The following is a 19,194-nucleotide window of genomic DNA, read 5'->3' as shown; positions in this document are numbered from 1 at the left end:
TACCTATGTCAAAAGCGTATGAGTCTGCCGGCGTCAATATCGAGGCAGGTTATGAGTCAGTGGAACGGATGAAATCACATGTCGCACGTACAGCGCGTGCGGGAGTAGCTGGAACGTTCGGTGGTTTTGGCGGGATGTTCGATTTGTCTGCCTTACAATTCAAGGAACCTGTCCTCGTGTCGGGTACCGACGGCGTAGGAACAAAATTGAAGCTTGCGTTTTTGGCGGTTCGGCATGACACGATCGGCATCGATTGTGTCGCCATGTGTGTCAACGATATTGTTGCACAAGGAGCGGAGCCGCTTTATTTCCTCGATTACATTGCGCTAGGCAAAGCAGTGCCCGAAAAGGTGGAAGCGATTGTCAAAGGGATCGCCGATGGCTGTGTTCAGGCGGGAGCTGCATTAATTGGCGGTGAAACGGCTGAGATGCCGGGGGTGTATGATGTCGATGAATACGATTTAGCAGGCTTTGCAGTAGGAGCTTGCGAGAAAAGCAATATTGTAACAGGCGATAAAGTGGCAATTGGTGATGTCCTCGTTGGGATCGCTTCCAGCGGAATTCATTCGAATGGCTATTCGCTCGTGCGTAAGATTGTGCTGGATGAGCAAGGGTATGAGCTGGATCAATATATTGCAGGGTATGAAGAACTCGGCAAAGTCGGAACAGCCCTTTTGGAACCGACGAAAATTTATGCAAAGCCGGTCATGCAGATGCATGAAGAACTGGAAATCCATGCGATGGGCCATATTACTGGCGGCGGCTTCTATGAGAATTTGCCACGGATGTTCAAGAGTGGTTTCGGTGTGGAAATTAATCTCGGCTCCTGGCCGGTATTGCCAGTGTTTAAAATGCTGAAGGAAAAAGGCAAATTGGAAGACCGCGATTTGTACAGTGTCTTCAACATGGGCATCGGTTTTGTTGTCGCGTTGCCGGCTGAACAGGCGAAGAGGGCCATCCAGATTGCAGCAGAGCACGGGGAAGAGGCTTATGTCATCGGCCAGGTCGTGGAAGGCCATGGAGTCCAGTTCATCGGAGAGCACGATGGGAGCTTAGATCAATGAGTAAGCAACGAATCGCCATCTTCGCTTCGGGCAGCGGCAGCAACTTTGCCGCCCTGGAAATCGCATGCAGAGAAGGGGAATTGCCAGCGGAAATCGCTGTTGTCATTACAGACCGGCCGGCGGCATTTGTCGTGGAACGGGCGAAACAAGCGGGTGTGCGAGTAGTCGCATTTGAACCAAAGGCATTTCCATCCAAGCAGCAGTACGAAGAAACCATTCTCCATACATTGCGGGAGGAACGAGTGGATTGGATCGTCCTGGCAGGATACATGCGTCTCATTGGGCCAGTATTGCTAACTGCCTATCCATCTCGCATTCTTAATATCCATCCATCCCTTCTTCCTTCTTTCCCTGGAAAGGACGCCATTGGCCAAGCAGTAGAGCATGGCGTTAAGGTGACAGGCGTCACTGTTCATTTGGTGGATGAAGGAATGGATACCGGGCCGATCCTTGCCCAGCAGGCCGTCGATGTCGTGGAAGGGGATAAAGAACAGACAGCCCTCGCGATTCATGCAGTGGAACACGAATTATATAAAACTGTGTTGCAACAACTTCTCCTGCGGGAAGGGCAGCAAGCAGTGAATTGATTGGATTAACGAAAAGAAAAACCGGTGTCACACCGGTTTTATTTTATAAACGGAGGGGAAGTTCGTGAAAAAACGCGCATTGCTAAGCGTTTCGGATAAAAGTGGGATTCTGGAGTTTGCTCAATCCTTAGAAGCATTGGGATATGAAATCTTATCGACTGGCGGTACGATGAAGCATTTGAAAGAGAACGGTGTAGCCGTGACAGCCGTCGATGAAGTGACCGGGTTTCCGGAAATCATGGAAGGACGCGTAAAGACGCTGAACCCGATGATCCATGGAGGCCTCCTTGCGAAACGGGACGATTCGGGCCATGTAGCTCAAATGGAGGAGCATGGCATTCAGCCGATCGATATTGTCTGTGTGAATCTCTATCCTTTCAAAGAGACGATTTTAAAACCTGGAGTGACAGTTGAAGAAGCGATTGAAAACATCGATATCGGTGGTCCGGCAATGCTGCGGGCTTCCGCAAAAAACCATGCTTTTGTGACGGTTATAGTGGATGCGGCAGATTATGAAGCAGTTCTCTCAGAATTGCAGGCAAAGGGAGAAACGACACAAGAAACAAGAAGACGTCTTGCTGCAAAAGTATTCCGTCATACCGCAGCGTACGACGCGCTAATTTCAGGTTACTTAACGGAACTTGCTGGAGAAGAATTCCCGGAACAGGTGACATATACATACGAATTAAAACAGCCGCTCCGATACGGGGAAAACCCACATCAGAAAGCAGCTTTTTACAGCCGTCCGCTCGGTTCCGATTTTTCAATTGCCAACGCCACTCAATTGCATGGTAAAGAGCTTTCCTATAACAATATCCAAGATGCCAACGCAGCCATTCAGATTGTGAAGGAATTCAATCGTCCGGCGGCAGTTGCTGTAAAGCATATGAATCCATGTGGAGTCGGCACTGGCGATTCAATCGCCACAGCGTTCACGAAAGCTTACGAAGCAGATCCCGTTTCCATCTTTGGGGGCATTGTGGCGCTGAATCGTGAAGTGGATGAAGAGACAGCGACGCAGCTAGCTGGAATTTTTCTCGAAATTATCATCGCTCCTTCGTTTACGAATGAGGCGATCACTACGCTGACGAAAAAGAAGAATGTACGCCTATTGACGATTCCATTTGACCAAGCAAAAAAAGACGTTTGGAATACAGTCTCTGTCGAAGGCGGCTTGCTCATGCAGGAACCGGATGCACTCGGCTTTGACGATGCAGATATCCGGGTTGCGACAGATCGGGAACCGACGGAAGCGGAATGGACAGCTATGCGAATGGGCTGGGCGGTTGTGAAACATGTGAAATCCAATGCGATTGTCATTGCTGATCCCGACAGAACTCTTGGCGTCGGAGCAGGCCAGATGAATCGAGTCGGTGCTGCGCAGATCGCGTTGTCCCAAGCAGGCGAGCTTGCAAAGGGTGCTGCACTCGCCTCGGATGCGTTTTTCCCAATGGACGATACAGTCGAAGCAGCTGCCAAGGCCGGAATCACCGCAATTATTCAGCCGGGCGGATCGGTAAAAGATGAAGACTCCATCCGTAAAGCGAATGAATACGGAATCGCCATGGTGTTCACAGGCATTCGTCATTTCAAACATTAAGGAGGATACGAGAATGAAAGTACTTGTGATCGGGAGCGGGGGGCGTGAACACGCCATTGCCCGGCAGTTTGCCAGTTCTCCTTCTGTCTCTGCGGTGTTTGTCGCCCCAGGCAATGATGGCATGAAGCAGGAAGTGACATGTGTTCCAATTGGTGTTCTTGAGTTTGATCGTCTTGCGGACTTTGCACGGGACAACCAGATCGATCTGACCTTCGTGGGGCCTGAGCAGCCTCTCGCAGAAGGTATTGTGGATTACTTCTTGGAAAGAGGACTGTCCATTTTCGGGCCGACACAAGCAGCAGCCCAGTTGGAAGGCAGCAAGTCCTTTGCCAAGGAACTGATGAAACAATATGGCATTCCGACCGCTTCCTACGGTACATTCACTGATGCGGATGAGGCAAAAGCTTTCATCCACGAGCAAGGAGCTCCGATTGTTATTAAAGCGGATGGGTTAGCGGCAGGAAAAGGTGTCGTCGTAGCGATGACGCTAGAGGAAGCGTTCGAGGCGGTGGACGATATGATTGGCAATCAAAAATTCGGTGACTCCTCTTCACGGATTGTCATTGAGGAATTTTTGGAAGGGGAAGAGTTTTCCTTCATGTCGTTTGTCCATGCCGGCAAGATCTATCCCATGCCGATTGCGCAAGATCATAAGCGTGCGTTTGACGGCGATAAAGGGCCGAATACTGGCGGGATGGGTGCGTATTCCCCTGTTCCTCAGATAAGCCCCGACGTAATTGAAACGGCCTATGATCAAGTAGTCATTCCGACGGTCGAAGCGATGGCACAGGAAAGGAAGCCTTTTACTGGCATCCTCTATGCTGGGTTAATTTTGACCAAGGAAGGGCCTAAGGTAATTGAATTTAACGCACGTTTCGGAGATCCGGAAACGCAAATCGTCCTTCCTCGTATGGATTCGGATTTCGGTGAATTTATGACTGCGCTGATGGCAGAGGAAGAGTATGAGTTGAAATGGAACGAGCAATCGATGCTTGGCGTGGTCGTCGCCTCGGATGGTTATCCGGGAGATGTTCAGCAAGGAGCCCATTTGCCGGATCTTGTGAAAATAGAAAAGGATGGGGCAGTCGTCTTTCACGCGGGCACTAAGCTTGCTGGGAATCACTTTGTCGGCAGTGGCGGCCGGGTGCTGTTGATTGCCGCCAAAGCGGATACACTGAAGGAAGCTCAGGAAGAAGTATACAAGACATTAGCAGAGCACGAATGGAATGGCTTTTTCTATCGGACAGACATCGGCTGGCGTACGATCCTGCCTGATAATAAATAAACAACTAAAACAGGAGGGGAAATCAGTAGGATTGATTTCCTCTCCTGTTTGTTATTCTGTAACACCTGTACTCTTTAATTCCACTTTCATAATGATATCAAAGTCAATTTCGGGATAGGCTTCCTCCCAAGCTTTGTATGGATCTGCTGAATGTAGCTTCGATGCCCGGTAACGCAACCCAAAGCCAAAGGGATCCAAGTTCTCTTCTTGCAAGTAAAGCAACAAATGGCGTACCTTCTTTGTCATGGCATCCTCTGCAAGCTTGTCATATTCCGACAGCTTTTTAGGTGATAAAGGCTTGTTGGATTCTCCGACTACCCCGCTTTTCATAATGTGCATGACAATCTTGGAGGGTCGTTCTCCTTCTGAAAGAATTTTATAATGCATTTTCACAACATCGAGATTTAATAATAAATGCAACCCATCCTGCTGAATCTTATACGAGAAACCGGACGCCTTGTGAACGAGTGAGTTGTAGTATTTCGTCATGATTGAATCAAGCTCCAGCGTTTTTCCCTTCTTCCCGATCACAAGGGATTTGTTTACAATCAGCTCAGTATGATCCTTATTCGTCTCCATGATCGGAAGGACAGGATCAATCCCTTTCGCAAAATAGTCACGCCTGAATTCGAATAGATACGTCGTCACAATGAAGGGGCTTTCGGTTCCTGTTTCTCCAAAAAAGTTGAAGAATGAGATGGAGGCGGGAGCCTCGGTGTTTGGTTCCACCTTTAATATCGTTTCCGCAGAGGGCCTGGCTGCCGTGACATAGGCGATCATTTGGACATCTCCACGGCGGACGAAGAAGTTCATAAATTCCTCCAGATCATCCTTCAGCAATTCCTCGTTGATGACGATGGTTTTCATATGCCCTAATTCCAAAACTTTATCTACATGAGTTTCCAGCATCCGAATCGCTTCTCCGACTGTCTCTCCTTCTTCGGACAAATAGGCGAAAGTCGGCCGAGAGGATTGTTTAATGGCACCGAATGGAATAGCGATTTTCAACGTCACTTTGAATCCGTTTTCGATTTTCTCAGCTGGGTCGATGCCAATTACCGATACAAATAGCCGCCGGTCAATGTCCTTGAAGGCGCAGGCGGATAAAATTGAACTGCATAGCAGAAGTATGGATAAGACTACTAGTTTGATTCGGCTGGCTGCTTCCATTTTTTCTTAGCACCTCGTTTGATTAGCATGAGAGAACCAATCAACACCACTGCAAAGAGAGGCTGCTGATTAAAGAAATACTTTCCGTACAGGAACAGCTGATACTCTGTCATGCGGCCGATCCCAATGAAGGTGATCACCCAGAAAACAACTATCCAAACATATGGGTTGTAGTCCTTCTCATTGATGATCAATTTTTTCGTCCGATGAAAAGAATCCAACAACTTCTGTGCGACATGCCAATGGATTGTCGTATTCAAAAAGCTCAGCGATAGGAAAATGAGAAGGAAAATGAAGATAAACCGTTCAATCAAACCATACTTCAACCGAATGGAATCACTTGTCAGAATCCAGGGATATTGAACATTTTCAGATACGCCGAAACCGATATAACCGAGAGGTATAAAATAGGACGTGAATAATGTTGCGGCTCCAGCCAAAAGAATAATGAAAAATTGCTTCATTCTCATATCTACTTTTTCTAATATGTGACGGTTGAAAATAATAATATTCACAATGCCGAGCAGCGGATATATCGCTGCCGTCACAGCCGAATAGTCGGGCGGGTTATTTGAATACGTCAGGGCAACCTTCACATAGTCCCACTCCATAGAGCGATCACTATAAACTTTTGAGATCAGGAAGATGACAATTGGTAAATTTAAGACGAGTATTAATTCAACTGAATTCAACAGGCTCTGGGTCTTCATCAAGATGCCATACGAAATAAGAAAAACAAAAGTCGAAATGATGATATACGTAGACATTTCAGGTGTTAAAAACCGTTTTAGTAGAAAGGTGAAGGCGGCAATGGATAGAAACCCGGCAAAAAACCAAGTGAACGCGAAGTAGAGGAGGATTGGTTTGCTAATCCAGCTCGGCACATAGTCATGGAGAAGCTCCGGTAAGCTGCGCCCGGGATGTTCTTTAAACAGCTTAATAACGATCCAGTTGAACGACACACCAATGACGAGGGCAAGAAGCATGGATGTAATGGCACCCCGATGGCTGTGATCGATCAAAATTTTAGGCACTTCCACGACGATATTCACAACCATATTCAACAGGATAAGATAATAGAGAAATCGATTCATCCTTCACCCGTCCTGAATTCTTTTTTCCTCTTCCTCCAGCCGAATTTTAAATAGGACTCGCCGAAACTTTCTTTGTTGGCTAAGAATAGCACGATTCCAAGCAATCCGATGGCAAGTCCAGCAAGCCCGAAGAACGTAGTGTAGATCAGCAGGATGAAGCGCAGTCCTCTTACTGCGAAACCAAGTTCATTGATCGGTATGACAAAGGTAGAAACGGCAACAAGTGATACGACGATAATCATAATGTTAGATGTTAAGGCCGCTTCAACCGCAGCTGTACCGAGAATTAATCCGCCGACTGTCGTTGCCGTCGCACTAATAGGGCTTGGGAGGCGGATACTCGCTTCTGTCAGGAATTCAATAAATAACAGCATGAAAAAAACTTCCATAAAAGAGGGATATGGAACACCGATCCGGCTGGCCGCCACTGTCAAGGCGAGTTCCGTCCGAAATACATCTGGAGTATATGAAGTGATACCTACATAGAGTGCCGGCAGTATGACACAAGCTAATAATCCGGCATACCGGAGAATGATGGTCAGGATGGAAATCCAGTAGCCGTGATATAAATCCTCCATGGAGACCATGAAGTCGAAAAAAACGACAGGCGCGATGACGGCATGAGGGCTGCCATCTACAATGATAATGATTTTTCCCGCAGAAATATTATAGACAAGCCGATCGGGGCGCTCTGTCAACAGACAAGCGGGAAACAATGATTTTTTAGTTCCGTTCAAATATAATTGCAAATCGCCGGAAGATAAAATAAGAGGGAAATCTAAATTGTCCAGCCTTTTCTTTATTAATTGGAGAGCTCGTGGATTCACTGTAATTTTATCGTATACAAGCGCGATCGAACGATTAGATTGGTCTTTTAACTGCATGGTGTCAAAAATGAGAGAAGGCTTGTGGTATCGTTGCCTGATAACATTGAGACTTGTTTCCAGACTTTCGCTAAGGCCTAATTGTGCTCCGTGGATGGTCGGCTCCAATGTGATTTGTTGCACTTCATTGAAACCGACTTTCCGAACTTCGAGCAGGAAGAAACGGTGCTCGACCGCAACGAGGACATTCCCTTTTGTCAAATCGACGAGAACAGTTTGCTCATCGGCCATTTCTGTTTGATTGGGGTCGGAATTTAGGTAACTCGCATAATCGTCTAAAGAAGTAACTTGGAAAAAAGGTTGAATAATTGTTTTCTGCAGCACAATACTATCTACAGCACTCTTTAAATAGAGCAGATGAGCGGCCATCCCATCCACATGCAAAGTGGTTTGTACAATATCCTTGGTTGGGGAAAGCTGTTGTGCCAGTTGTAGCAGCAGCTCAGGCGGCTGCTGTTTTTCCGAAGACGATCCCATTTTCCTTCACTCCCATCTAACAGGTGCTGTTAGGTAGGGTATCCATTTATTCGCAAATCATTCCTTTCAGGCCTGGCCAGCATGGCATATCCAGCAGCCGAAGAAAGTATTCTGCAAAAACTTTGTCGGTGTGCTGAATCCTGTTTTATGTAATAAATCCCTCATTGCCTCTTCTGTAAGAAAGGAGAGAGACCGTACACTTTCCTCCATCTTATCGACTTCTTCTTTCGATAGTCCGGTCGTCTCCAGCCAATATACCTTCCAAAGATTCACCAGTCTGTCGAACTCGTCAACAGGTCCTTGCCGGTACATGGCAGCCAAGATGAAAGGCGCCCCGGGCTTTAACCGTTTCCGTATAGATCGGAGCAACTCTTCTTTTTCCTGTTCATCCTGAATAAAATGAAGGACAAGCAGACAGGTCGCTGCATCGAAAAGTTTAAAATCCTTTACGTTATCCACTGTCCCTTCGACAAAGCGAATGCGTTCAGAGAGACCGAGAGCTGTTGCTTTGCGAGCTGCCAGTTCGAGCATATCTCGGGAAGGATCGACGGCTGTGAAGCGCCAATTCGGATGCGGCGGGCCAAAGAACTCCAGTTCATTGCCTCCGCCTGCTCCAGCGAGGAGGATTTCAGCATCAGGTCCGACTGCATGATACAAGTAGGCTCGGGTCATTTTAAACATGGCCTCATAGGCGGGGAAGGTTCTGCGGATGCCCCGGTCATATTCGGTAGCCATTTCATGGTTGAATTCCATCTGTCTCCTACTCCTTTGCTTTCATAAGTCCGGCGTTTGCCAGTCTAGTACACTTCGCCCCGAGTCTCCCATTTCCTTCAAATTTCTAGAATAAATACAAGAACGCTCTATGTTTCAAGAGACTGCTATGCTACGATAAAAACAGCACTATTTTGAAAAAGGGGACCAGCATGATGTGGAACCAAAAAGAAATCTTTGAACAGATTGAAATTATTGATGGCAAAAAGGCGCCGACACTGGTCATTCAGAACGCAATCTATTTGCATTCAATCGTTAAAAAATGGGTGACCGGCAATATTTGGATCGCAGGGGACCGAATTATTTACACGGGATCGAAAATGCCTGTCCAACTCGAAGGGACAGAAATCGTCGACGCTACAGGAAAACGAATCGTGCCCGGTTATATTGAGCCTCACGTCCATCCGTTCCAGCTTTACAATCCGGAAACATTTGCCCAATATGCAGGCCGGCTAGGGACTACAACGTTCCTGGCGGACAATTTGACTTTTTTCATGATGCTCGGCAATGAAAAGGCTTTCAAGGTTTTGGACCAATTAAACGAGCTGCCGTTTACGTTTTACTGGTGGGCCCGTTTTGATTCGCAAACTGTGCTGCGTCATGAAAAAGAGATTTTCAACATACATGATATAAAGGAATGGATTGCACGAAAAGATGTCCTCATGGGTGGGGAATTGACTGGGTGGCCTCGATTGCTCAATGGGGACCAAGCGATGCTGGAAGCAATGGGTGCCGCCAAACAGGCAGGGAAAAAAGTCGAAGGCCATTTCCCAGGCGCTTCGGACAGGACATTAGCCCGCATGAAGCTGCTCGGTACAGATGGCGATCATGAAGCAATGACAGCCGAGGAAGTGGAACGGCGTTTACTGCAAGGGTATGCCGTGACGCTTCGCCATTCCTCGATTCGTCCGGATCTTCCTGTCATGCTGCGTGATATTGTGGCAGCAGAATGGGATGTATTCGATCACTTAATGATGACGACAGACGGGTCTACTCCATCGTTCCATGTGGATGGCGTGATGGACAAGTGCATACAGGCAGCGCTTGATGCGGGGGTTTCCCCGGTTGATGCCTATTTAATGGCTTCCTATAATGTCGCCCGCTATTACGGAATCGATGATATCCAGGGAGTTATTGCGACAGGCAGGTATGCAACGTTGAATTTTCTTGAAGAGGAAACGAATCCGGTTCCGACCGATGTGTTGTCCAAGGGCGTTTGGCTCCTTCGTGACAACCAACCGATGTGCAGCTTCAACAAAGTGGACTGGTCGATCATTCCTGAATTCAATCCATCATTTGATTTGACGGAAGAAGATTTTGCGGAGTTTCCGCAAGTCGGCATAGAAATGGTAAACGATGTCATCACCAAACCGTATGAATCAAATCTGGATGTCGCTGCAGATGTTTTAGCTTCAGGCAACGATGAAAGCTTCCTGATGTTAGTCGACCGACAAGGTGAATGGCGTGTTAATACGCTCATAAAAGGGTTTGCTACACGCATCCAAGGAATGGCTTCTTCTTATTCGAACACAGGGGATATCATCCTGATCGGGAAGGACAAGCAAGCCATGTTACAGGCATTTATGGAGATGAAGAAGATGGGAGGCGGCATGGTGCTCATCGAAGATGGACAAGTTGCCGCATCCATTCCACTGCCTATCGGCGGAGGGTTATCTGCAGAGAATGTAGACGTGTTGATCAGCCAAGAGAAAGAATTGAAAGAGGCACTTGCAGAGCGGGGCTATAGTTTCGGGGATGCAGTGTATACATTCCTATTTTTGCAATCGACCCATTTGCCATATGTCAGGGTGACGCAAAACGGGTTATTCAATGTATTGAAAAATAAAGTGATCTTTCCGGCGACCGGAAGATAGGGGGCAATGATGAAAGGGAAAAAGAGAATATGGCTGTTGTTCATGGCGGCTTTCATGCTGTTGATTGTCTCCGCTTGCTCAAAAAAAGATAAAGTAGAAGCGGAGCAGCCAGAACCAAGCGATGTGGAAGAAGAAGTGATTCAGGAAGAGGATCCGGTTGAAGAGCCGGAAGAGGATGCGGAAGGAGCCTTGCTGTACCAATCTCCGTTTACTGGTGAATTGCAGGAAGAAAAGCAATGGCGCCGTCCTATATTGGCAACGATCAACAACCATCCGCTTGCAAGGCCGCAATCAGGAATCAGCGAAGCGGATATGATTTTTGAATTCTTGGCAGAAGGAAATGTCACAAGGTATCTTGCTTTGTTCCAAAGTGAATTGCCGGAGCAGGTCGGGCCGATCCGCAGCGCACGTGATTATTTCATTTACATGGCGAAAGGGATGGACGCTTTCTATATTGCGCATGGTTATAGTCCTGACGCGCAAAAACTGCTGAGCAGCCGTTATGTCGATCATGTGAATGGCATGCAGTATGATGGAACGCTGTTCAAACGATCAAAGGAACGGCGTGCGCCGCACAATTCCTATATATCAGGGGAGCATATTGTAGAGGCCATGGATAAAATGAGCGGGCATGAATCCATCGAGAAGATGCCGTCCCTTGCGTTTCATGATTCCATTGAAAGTGCTAAAATAGGAGATACCGCATCGGAACTTGTCGTGCGTTTCAGTACCAATCAGGACTTTATCAGCACCTTTACGTACCAGCCTGAAGAGGAGACGTATAAACGTTCTGTAAAAGGGACCGTTACGATTGATAAGGAAAATGGCGAGCAAGTTGAAGTATCCAATGTCCTCGTATTCGAAGCGCCGCATCGGACAATTGACAGTGTCGGAAGACAGGCGGTCGATTTGGAAGCGGGCGGCAAAGCGATTTTATTCCAAGCGGGGATCGTGAAAGAGATTGAATGGAAGAATATTGACGGCTTCCTGACACCTGTTGAGAATGGGGTGCCTGTTGAATTGGTACCGGGTAAAACATGGATTAATATCGTTCCAACTACATCGGGAATTGCAAAAGCTGTCACCTATACGCCCTAAGCAGATCGCTTATGGATTATGGCACAGAAAAAAATCGATTGAAACGGGGGAGACAATTTGCAAATCGATAAAATACGCGGTCCACAGACAGACCAGCTGTTCAAGGCGATTTTGGAACTGAAGGATCTAGAAGAATGCTACTCCTTTTTCGATGATCTCTGTACAATGAGTGAAATTCAGTCAATGGCGCAGCGTCTGGAAGTGGCTCATATGCTGAAGCTGAAAAGAACCTATGAACGGATTCAAAGTGAAACGGGAGCGAGCACTGCAACCATTTCCAGAGTTCGACGCTGTGTCGATTATGGGTCGGACGGCTACAATACGGTTTTGGGACGCCTGTATCCTGAATTGGAAGAGGGCAACGAAAGCGGTAAATAAGGCAAGGCACATCAACTGAATAACATTTTTTGAAAGGACGGAGCGAGGATTCCGTCCTTTTTTTTGGTATACTAAAAGAACGTACATAATAGGGACAAGGTGGTTGAACATGGATTATAGAACTTGGCGACATGCCTTTAAGCTGGATCCTGCGAAATCAGTGACAGACGAACAATTGGAGCGGATTGCGGAATCAGGTACAGACGGTCTTATTGTCGGGGGCACCGATCATGTGACATTGGAGAATGTGCTGGATTTGCTCGCAAGAATCAGGCGCTATTCTGTTCCTGTCGCACTTGAAGTGTCGACGGTCGATTCAGTAACCCCAGGATTTGATTATTATTTCATCCCCACTGTGCTGAACTCCACGAAAGCGGAATGGATCAATGGCATTCATCATGCGGCGTTGCGCGAATATGGCCACATGATGAATTGGGATGAGATCCTGACAGAAGGCTACTGTATCATGAATCCTGAATGCAAAGCAGCTGAGCTGACAGGGGTCTCTGCGATTCCGGATGAGGACGATGTCATTGCGTATGCCCGCATGGCGGAGCATCTCTTTCATATGCCAGTCTTTTATTTGGAATATAGCGGAACTTTCGGAGATCCGGACGTGGTGCGTTCTGTCTCCCGGATTCTGGAATCGACCCGGCTGTTTTACGGCGGCGGGATTAAAAATGCAGAACAGGCACGCCAAATGGCTGCATACGCTCATACGGTTATCGTTGGCAATGTACTCTACGAAAACTTGGAGGCTGCACTCGAGACAGTGGAAGCTGTCAAGAAAACGCCCCATGAAGGATAAAACGGTGTATAATGAAGAACAGATGTTCCTCGAAAGGTGTGGATGAAATGAATAGAATCGCTCAAAATCTGCTGGACGGCATGAATCCGGAGCAAGCACGGGCCGTCAAGAAGACGGAAGGGCCATTGCTTATCATGGCGGGGGCGGGTTCTGGAAAGACGCGAGTGCTGACGCATCGGATTGCGTACCTCGTCGTGGAGAAGGACGTCTATCCTTCCAACATACTCGCCATTACATTTACAAATAAAGCGGCGCGAGAAATGCGAGAGCGGATTGACGGTCTGCTTGGTGCAGGCTCGGGTGAACGGATGTGGGTCTCCACGTTCCACTCGATGTGCGTACGAATTTTACGCCGTAATATTGACCGGATCGGCATCGCCAAATCGTTTTCCATTCTCGATGGCTCGGATCAGCTGACGGTCATTAAAAACGTATTGAAAGAACGAAATATCGATCCAAAGCAATATGATCCGCGTTCCATGTTAAACGCAATCAGCTCCGCGAAAAATGAATGCATTGATGCCGAAACGTTCAAAGGGCAAATCAATTCATTCAATCCATACGAGAAAGTAGTGGCCGATGTCTATGAAGGCTACTCCAAAAAGCTGCGACAAAATCAGTCGCTCGATTTTGATGATCTAATTATGATGACCCTCAAATTGTTTGAAAGAGTCCCGGAAGTCCTCGACTATTATCAAAACAAATTCCAATACATTCATGTGGATGAATACCAAGATACGAACAATGCCCAATACCGGCTCGTCAACATGCTGGCAGCCAAGTTCCGGAATCTTTGCGTTGTCGGGGATTCAGACCAGTCCATTTATAGATGGCGGGGAGCAGATATCGGAAATATCCTTTCTTTTGAAAAGGACTACCCGGATGCGACAGTCATCATGTTGGAGCAAAACTACAGATCGACGAAACGCATTCTAAAGGCAGCAAATGATGTCATTCAAAACAACCGCAGCCGCTACGATAAAACATTGCGCACGGAAAACGATGAAGGCGATTCAATTTATATTTATAAAGCGAATGATGAGAAGGCTGAAGCTCAGTTTGTTGTTCAGACGATCATCGATTTGAAAGAGAAAGAAAATCTGACACTCGACAAGTTCGCGATTTTATACCGGACGAATGCCCAATCGCGTGTAATGGAGGAATTTCTCGTCAAATCAAACATGGAATACACCATTGTCGGCGGTACGAAGTTCTATGACAGGAAAGAGATTAAAGATTTGCTGGCGTACTTGCGCTTGATTGCAAATAATGATGACGATTTGGCATTGGCAAGAATTATCAATGAGCCGAAACGAAGCATCGGAGCCACTTCATTTGAACGAATGGCGCGGTTTGCGATTGAAAATGACCGCTCGATCTTCGATGCCATGCAGGAGGTTCACTTCATGGGCTTAACGGCGCGCGCCGCTAATGAAGCTGTGAAGTTTAGAGAATTGATTGCAGGTTTCACGCAAATGCAGGAATACTTATCCGTCTCGGAACTTGTCGAGCAGGTGCTGGACAAAACAGGCTACCGTGCCATGCTCGAAAGGGAAAAGACGATTGAAGCGGAAAGCCGCTTGGAAAATATACAAGAGTTCCTTTCCGTTACGGAGGCATTTGAAAAGCGGGCGGAGGAGGAAAACGGAGACCGTTCCCTCGTCGCATTCCTGACAGACCTGGCACTGATCGCAGATATCGATTCGTTGGATAAAGAAGAGAACCAGTCCAGCGAGAAAATCGTCCTAATGACGATGCATGCGGCAAAAGGGCTTGAGTTCCCTGTCGTTTTCGTCATCGGGATGGAAGAGAATGTGTTTCCGCATGCGAGATCGATTGCCGATGAAGAGGAAATGGAAGAGGAGCGACGTCTCGCTTACGTGGCAATCACGCGGGCGGAGCAGAAGTTATATTTGACGAGCGCAGCGTACCGGACATTATTCGGACGCTCGAGCTACAATAACCCGTCCCGTTTCTTAAATGAAATATCAGAGGCGGTAACCGAAGTTATTTCGAACGATTCCGGCTTCACGGTCGGAAATGCATTTGCACGCTCCGCAGCCCCAGTACGTCCAGCTGTCAAGAAGCCGGTGTATCAAACGAGCGGCGGCGAGAAGATGGGCTGGAAGGCAGGAGATAAAGCTGTTCATAAGAAATGGGGCACCGGCATGGTTGTAAGTGTCCGGGGAACGGCAGACGATACGGAGCTGGATATCGCATTTCCAGATCCGGTCGGGATCAAACGATTATTAGCGAAATTCGCACCGATAGAAAAGGCGTAATGGAGGAGTGGAAACGATGGATCGTCATGTAATGGAGCAACGGGTGAAAGAACTGAACAAGCTCCTTCAAGAATATGGCCATGCCTATTATGTTCTGGATAAACCGGTTGTGCCGGATTCCGTATATGATCAGCTCATGCAGGAATTGATCGCCATTGAAACAGAGCATCCTGATTTGATCTACCCGAACTCCCCGACACAACGGGTAGGCGGGGACATTCTATCCGGTTTTGGAAAAGTCGTTCATGAACATCCGATGCTCAGCCTGTCGAATGTGTTCAATGAAGAGGACATCCGGGATTTTGATCGGCGTGTACGATCAGGACTTGGACAAGAAACAGTCTCCTATATTTGCGAATTGAAAATAGATGGCTTGGCCGTGTCCTTGAAATATGAGGATGGAAAGTTCGTGCAGGGCTCTACCCGAGGCGATGGGACAGTCGGTGAGGATATCACAGCCAACTTACGGACAATCAGGACGATTCCGCTTGGATTATCACAGCCTGTAACGATCGAAGTTCGCGGTGAGGCATATATGCCAAAAAGTTCATTCGTGAAACTTAACGCAAAACGGGATGAAAACGGGGAAGAACCATTTGCGAATCCACGGAATGCGGCTGCCGGTTCATTGCGCCAGCTCGATCCGAAAATAGCAGCGAGCCGCAACTTGTCTGTATTCATCTATGGAATCGGCGGCGATGGCAGTGCTTATGGGCAGGACAGCCACTCCGATTCGCTTGATTATTTGCACACACTCGGTTTCGAGACAAATCAAAAGAGCAAAAGATGTAAAACCATTGAAGAAGTGATCGAGTTTATTGAAGGCTGGAAAGAGCGGCGGCAGGATCTCGAGTACGAAATCGATGGCATCGTCATTAAAGTGGACCGATTTGAAGATCAGGAACAGCTAGGATTTACGGCTAAAAGCCCGCGCTGGGCGACGGCTTATAAATTCCCGGCAGAGGAAGTCATTACGACATTGACAGACATTGAACTGAGCGTGGGACGGACTGGTGTCGTCACACCGACAGCAATTCTCGTGCCAGTACGGGTAGCCGGAACGACAGTCGGACGCGCTTCCTTACACAATGAAGATTTGATTAAAGAAAAGGATATTCGAATCGGGGATAAAGTGATCATCAGAAAAGCGGGAGATATTATCCCGGAGGTGGTCAGCGTCATCGAACAGGAACGGACAGGCGATGAAAAACCGTTTGAAATGCCTGAAACTTGCCCTGTTTGCGATTCCACGCTTGTACGGATCGAAGGAGAAGTGGCGCTTCGTTGCGTCAACCCGCAATGTCCGGCTCAAATGAAAGAAGCCCTCATCCATTTCGTTTCGCGTAATGCGATGAATATTGAAGGAATCGGAGAGCGGGTCGTCAATCAATTGTACACAGCGGGCCTTGTTCAGGATGTCTCTGATCTTTATACGCTGACAAAGGAGCAGCTGCTGGGGCTAGAACGGATGGGAGAGAAATCCGCCAGCAATTTATTGTCAGCGATCGAAGCGTCAAAAGGAAACTCTCTCGAAAAATTACTATTCGGCCTTGGCATCCGTCATGTCGGTGAAAAGGCGGCCCACATCTTGTCGGAAGAATTCGGGACAATTGACCGTTTGATGGAAGCGGAAGCAGAACAGCTTACTGCCATTCATGAAATAGGAGACAAAGTAGCGGATGCTGTAACGACCTATTTTCAAAATGAAGATGTGCTGGAAGTGGTTACGAAATTAAAATCGTATGGTGTCAACATGACATACAAAGGCAGAACGCGCGAAGAATTGCCGACTGATAGCCCGTTCTCAGGTAAAACAGTCGTGCTGACTGGAAAACTTTCCATCTTGACGCGGAATGAGGCGAAAGAGAAGATTGAAGCGCTTGGCGGAAACGTCAGCGGCAGTGTCAGCAAGAAGACAGATTTAGTCATTGCAGGCGAAGATGCCGGATCGAAGCTGGCGAAAGCCCAAGAACTCGGTGTTCCAGTTTGGAATGAAGAACAATTAATCGAATCGCTTGGCGAAAAGGAGTAATACGTAATGAAAAGGATATGGGTAGCACCAGGAGTAGCCGCCGTGCTCTTCCTCGGAGGCTGCCTTCCTTCATTTGCACCGGAAAAGGATGAGGTCATCCAGGAGAATGAAGAGAAGGCGCAAGAAACTGTCATCATTCCGGATGTTCAGTTGAAGGATGAATTTTATAGGACATTCGTGCCCTTTAAACAAAGTGCCAGCCGCGGAATGGTTGTCAACAATCTGCACACGAAATACGATATGAAAGAAGCAGAGGAGGGCTTGCTGCGCCTATCCGCACGGCATTTCGACACGGACAAGTACTTCTTTCAAGAAGGCCAATACATCGATAAACAGACGGCCGGCAAATGGCTGGCCCGTAAAAGTGACAACGAAGAGGGGCTGAATCCTGCGGGTGCACCAAAAGGAGCCAGTGCGGAGGAAGTAGCTGAACAGGCACCGATTTATTTAGCACATATTGTAGAGCAGAATTATTTGCAAAAAACTGGAGAAAATAAGGTCCGCCTCTCCGGAATTTCAATCGGCCTGGCCCTTAATTCAATTTATTACTCTAGGGATGGCACAGAAACCCGCATCCCGGATGACAAATTGCAAAAGGAAGGCATGAAAATGGCCGATGAGATTGTCAGCCGATTACGGGCGAAAGAAGGGCTTTCGGACATTCCGATTGTCATAGGGTTATTCAAGCAGGAAAGCAGAAGTTCGATCGTCCCCGGCACATACTTTGCGACTGCATATGCGGATAAAGGGAAAACAGCCGCTTCCGGGTGGAAAGAAGTGAACGAAAAGTATGTCACACTTCCTGCGCCGTCATCCCTCACGAATTATCGGGATATCAATAATGACTTCAGCAAATTCAAACAGGATATTGATAAGTATTTTCCTAGCTTTGTCAACGTGATTGGGACAGCGCATTTTCGCGATGACCAATATGAATCACTGCGAATTGAAGTTCCGATTCAATTTTTCGGAACGAGCGAAACAATCGGTTTCACTCAATATTTGACCTCGCTCGTCAATTCATATTTCGCGAACCTGAATGTAGAAGTGAGTATCACATCGGTGAATGGCCCAGAGGCCTTAATCGTTAAGAATGCAGGGGAAGAACCGTTTGTTCATATTTATGGGTATTGACCTTTGAGGTTGTCCTTCTGCGACAGCCTTGAGAAACATTTGAACGAGTGCTAGACAATCTTTTTAATTGCTGCGCTGTTCAAAAGGGATCATTTACTTTTGCGGATGGTGTGACATGCACCATCCTCATTCTTATTTTGCAATGAATGATCGAAATAATTTCAACAGCTTGTACGACTCCTGCGAAATTCGGTTACACTAATAAGGAGCCGCTTTTCAACGAAGTTGTTAGGTGATAAGATTAATCGTACAATATGATACAGAGGAGGCGAGCAAATGACTCACCAATTTACAAAAGATGACGTTTATTATTTCGCAAATTTTGCACGGATCGCGTTCACTGATGAAGAAGCCGAGCAATACGCTGACCAGTTAAGTGAATTGGACAAGTTCGCGGAAAGATTTGAAGAAGTTGATACGGCGAATGTTCAGCCAATGACACATCCGCTTCATCAGGTGAATGTTCTTCGCGAAGACGTTCCGACAGATATTTTAAATCGAGACGAAATGTTGGCCAGCGTGAAGGAACATGAAGATGGAATGATTAAAGTTCCGAATATCCTTTCATGACTCTGATAAATGGCTTGTAAGTAAAACGAACGCTGGGAAGCTTGCAAATAATTGCAGGTACCTGGATGGCTGACTTAAGGTCGGTC

16 protein-coding genes are annotated in these 19,194 nt (G+C 47.2%); 12 read left to right on the top strand and 4 right to left on the bottom strand.

The features are described from left to right. Window positions 1-5 precede the first annotated feature (5 nt). The 4 genes from purM to purD all read left to right on the top strand — a co-directional run bounded on the left by purM (window position 6) and on the right by purD (window position 4,536). Window positions 6-1,064, top strand: a complete 1,059-nt coding sequence (purM, locus tag L7D49_RS00555) for a phosphoribosylformylglycinamidine cyclo-ligase (RefSeq protein ID WP_238078825.1) — start codon at window positions 6-8, stop codon at window positions 1,062-1,064. Beyond that, window positions 1,061-1,651: a phosphoribosylglycinamide formyltransferase gene (gene purN / locus L7D49_RS00550; protein ID WP_238078824.1), complete on the top strand. Its 591-nt coding sequence runs from the start codon at window positions 1,061-1,063 to the stop codon at window positions 1,649-1,651. Before purM ends, purN begins: the two co-directional genes overlap by 4 nt. 64 nt (window positions 1,652-1,715) lie before the next feature. After that, window positions 1,716-3,251, top strand: coding sequence for a bifunctional phosphoribosylaminoimidazolecarboxamide formyltransferase/IMP cyclohydrolase (gene purH, locus L7D49_RS00545; protein ID WP_238078823.1), 1,536 nt, complete (start codon window positions 1,716-1,718; stop codon window positions 3,249-3,251). A 13-nt stretch (window positions 3,252-3,264) separates the two neighbouring features. After that, window positions 3,265-4,536 (top strand): phosphoribosylamine--glycine ligase, encoded by a 1,272-nt coding sequence (purD, locus tag L7D49_RS00540; RefSeq protein ID WP_238078822.1) that lies wholly within the window; start codon window positions 3,265-3,267, stop codon window positions 4,534-4,536. Between the two features lie 51 nt (window positions 4,537-4,587). Here the strand turns inward: purD and L7D49_RS00535 are convergent, their stop codons facing one another. The 4 genes from L7D49_RS00535 to L7D49_RS00520 all read right to left on the bottom strand — a co-directional run bounded on the left by L7D49_RS00535 (window position 4,588) and on the right by L7D49_RS00520 (window position 8,914). Then, window positions 4,588-5,706: a Ger(x)C family spore germination protein gene (locus L7D49_RS00535; RefSeq protein WP_238078821.1), complete on the bottom strand. Its 1,119-nt coding sequence runs from the start codon at window positions 5,704-5,706 to the stop codon at window positions 4,588-4,590. Further along, window positions 5,679-6,800 (bottom strand): GerAB/ArcD/ProY family transporter, encoded by a 1,122-nt coding sequence (locus L7D49_RS00530; protein WP_238078820.1) that lies wholly within the window; start codon window positions 6,798-6,800, stop codon window positions 5,679-5,681. Before L7D49_RS00530 ends, L7D49_RS00535 begins: the two co-directional genes overlap by 28 nt. Further along, window positions 6,797-8,161: a spore germination protein gene (locus L7D49_RS00525; protein WP_238078819.1), complete on the bottom strand. Its 1,365-nt coding sequence runs from the start codon at window positions 8,159-8,161 to the stop codon at window positions 6,797-6,799. The genes L7D49_RS00530 and L7D49_RS00525 overlap by 4 nt, the downstream gene beginning before the upstream one ends. Window positions 8,162-8,227: 66 nt before the next feature. Beyond that, complete coding sequence (locus tag L7D49_RS00520) at window positions 8,228-8,914, bottom strand: class I SAM-dependent methyltransferase (RefSeq protein WP_238078818.1); 687 nt, start codon at window positions 8,912-8,914, stop codon at window positions 8,228-8,230. A 173-nt stretch (window positions 8,915-9,087) separates the two neighbouring features. On the opposite strand from L7D49_RS00520, the gene L7D49_RS00515 reads away from it, so the two are divergent. The 8 genes from L7D49_RS00515 (at window position 9,088) to gatC (ending at window position 19,108) form a co-directional block, all read left to right on the top strand. Further along, window positions 9,088-10,806: an adenine deaminase C-terminal domain-containing protein gene (locus L7D49_RS00515; RefSeq protein ID WP_238078836.1), complete on the top strand. Its 1,719-nt coding sequence runs from the start codon at window positions 9,088-9,090 to the stop codon at window positions 10,804-10,806. Between the two features lie 9 nt (window positions 10,807-10,815). Further along, window positions 10,816-11,904 carry a DUF3048 domain-containing protein gene (locus L7D49_RS00510; RefSeq protein WP_238078817.1) on the top strand — a complete coding sequence of 363 codons (1,089 nt, stop codon included), beginning with the start codon at window positions 10,816-10,818 and terminating at the stop codon, window positions 11,902-11,904. 57 nt (window positions 11,905-11,961) lie between these two features. Next, on the top strand, window positions 11,962-12,282 hold the full coding sequence (locus tag L7D49_RS00505; protein ID WP_238078816.1) for a YerC/YecD family TrpR-related protein: 321 nt from the start codon (window positions 11,962-11,964) through the stop codon (window positions 12,280-12,282). 109 nt (window positions 12,283-12,391) lie between these two features. After that, entirely contained in the window at window positions 12,392-13,090 is a 699-nt protein-coding gene (gene pcrB / locus L7D49_RS00500) for a heptaprenylglyceryl phosphate synthase (protein WP_238078815.1), read from the top strand. Between the two features lie 47 nt (window positions 13,091-13,137). Continuing rightward, window positions 13,138-15,372: a DNA helicase PcrA gene (pcrA, locus tag L7D49_RS00495; RefSeq protein WP_238078814.1), complete on the top strand. Its 2,235-nt coding sequence runs from the start codon at window positions 13,138-13,140 to the stop codon at window positions 15,370-15,372. Between the two features lie 16 nt (window positions 15,373-15,388). Further along, window positions 15,389-17,404: an NAD-dependent DNA ligase LigA gene (gene ligA / locus L7D49_RS00490; protein WP_238078813.1), complete on the top strand. Its 2,016-nt coding sequence runs from the start codon at window positions 15,389-15,391 to the stop codon at window positions 17,402-17,404. A gap of 6 nt (window positions 17,405-17,410) precedes the next feature. After that, entirely contained in the window at window positions 17,411-18,538 is a 1,128-nt protein-coding gene (locus L7D49_RS00485) for a CamS family sex pheromone protein (protein WP_238078812.1), read from the top strand. A 276-nt stretch (window positions 18,539-18,814) separates the two neighbouring features. Beyond that, window positions 18,815-19,108: an Asp-tRNA(Asn)/Glu-tRNA(Gln) amidotransferase subunit GatC gene (gene gatC, locus L7D49_RS00480; RefSeq protein WP_238078811.1), complete on the top strand. Its 294-nt coding sequence runs from the start codon at window positions 18,815-18,817 to the stop codon at window positions 19,106-19,108. Window positions 19,109-19,194 lie beyond the last annotated feature (86 nt).

The organism is Sporosarcina cyprini (assembly GCF_022048975.1).
In the GTDB taxonomy this organism is placed as follows: Bacteria; Bacillota; Bacilli; order Bacillales_A; family Planococcaceae; genus Sporosarcina; species Sporosarcina cyprini.
Note: the sequence above shows the minus strand (reverse complement) of the source record. Positions and strands in the feature narration are given on the sequence as shown.

What these genes read in the sequence shown, in the direction of transcription:
- purM (WP_238078825.1), top strand. Translation starts at nt 6, where the DNA reads ATGTCAAAAGCGTATGAGTCTGCCGGCGTCAATATCGAGGCAGGTTAT.
- purN (WP_238078824.1), top strand. Translation starts at nt 1,061, where the DNA reads ATGAGTAAGCAACGAATCGCCATCTTCGCTTCGGGCAGCGGCAGCAAC.
- purD (WP_238078822.1), top strand. Translation starts at nt 3,265, where the DNA reads ATGAAAGTACTTGTGATCGGGAGCGGGGGGCGTGAACACGCCATTGCC.
- L7D49_RS00535 (WP_238078821.1), bottom strand. Translation starts at nt 5,706, where the DNA reads ATGGAAGCAGCCAGCCGAATCAAACTAGTAGTCTTATCCATACTTCTG.
- L7D49_RS00530 (WP_238078820.1), bottom strand. Translation starts at nt 6,800, where the DNA reads ATGAATCGATTTCTCTATTATCTTATCCTGTTGAATATGGTTGTGAAT.
- L7D49_RS00525 (WP_238078819.1), bottom strand. Translation starts at nt 8,161, where the DNA reads ATGGGATCGTCTTCGGAAAAACAGCAGCCGCCTGAGCTGCTGCTACAA.
- L7D49_RS00520 (WP_238078818.1), bottom strand. Translation starts at nt 8,914, where the DNA reads ATGGAATTCAACCATGAAATGGCTACCGAATATGACCGGGGCATCCGC.
- L7D49_RS00515 (WP_238078836.1), top strand. Translation starts at nt 9,088, where the DNA reads ATGTGGAACCAAAAAGAAATCTTTGAACAGATTGAAATTATTGATGGC.
- L7D49_RS00510 (WP_238078817.1), top strand. Translation starts at nt 10,816, where the DNA reads ATGAAAGGGAAAAAGAGAATATGGCTGTTGTTCATGGCGGCTTTCATG.
- pcrB (WP_238078815.1), top strand. Translation starts at nt 12,392, where the DNA reads ATGGATTATAGAACTTGGCGACATGCCTTTAAGCTGGATCCTGCGAAA.
- pcrA (WP_238078814.1), top strand. Translation starts at nt 13,138, where the DNA reads ATGAATAGAATCGCTCAAAATCTGCTGGACGGCATGAATCCGGAGCAA.
- ligA (WP_238078813.1), top strand. Translation starts at nt 15,389, where the DNA reads ATGGATCGTCATGTAATGGAGCAACGGGTGAAAGAACTGAACAAGCTC.
- L7D49_RS00485 (WP_238078812.1), top strand. Translation starts at nt 17,411, where the DNA reads ATGAAAAGGATATGGGTAGCACCAGGAGTAGCCGCCGTGCTCTTCCTC.
- gatC (WP_238078811.1), top strand. Translation starts at nt 18,815, where the DNA reads ATGACTCACCAATTTACAAAAGATGACGTTTATTATTTCGCAAATTTT.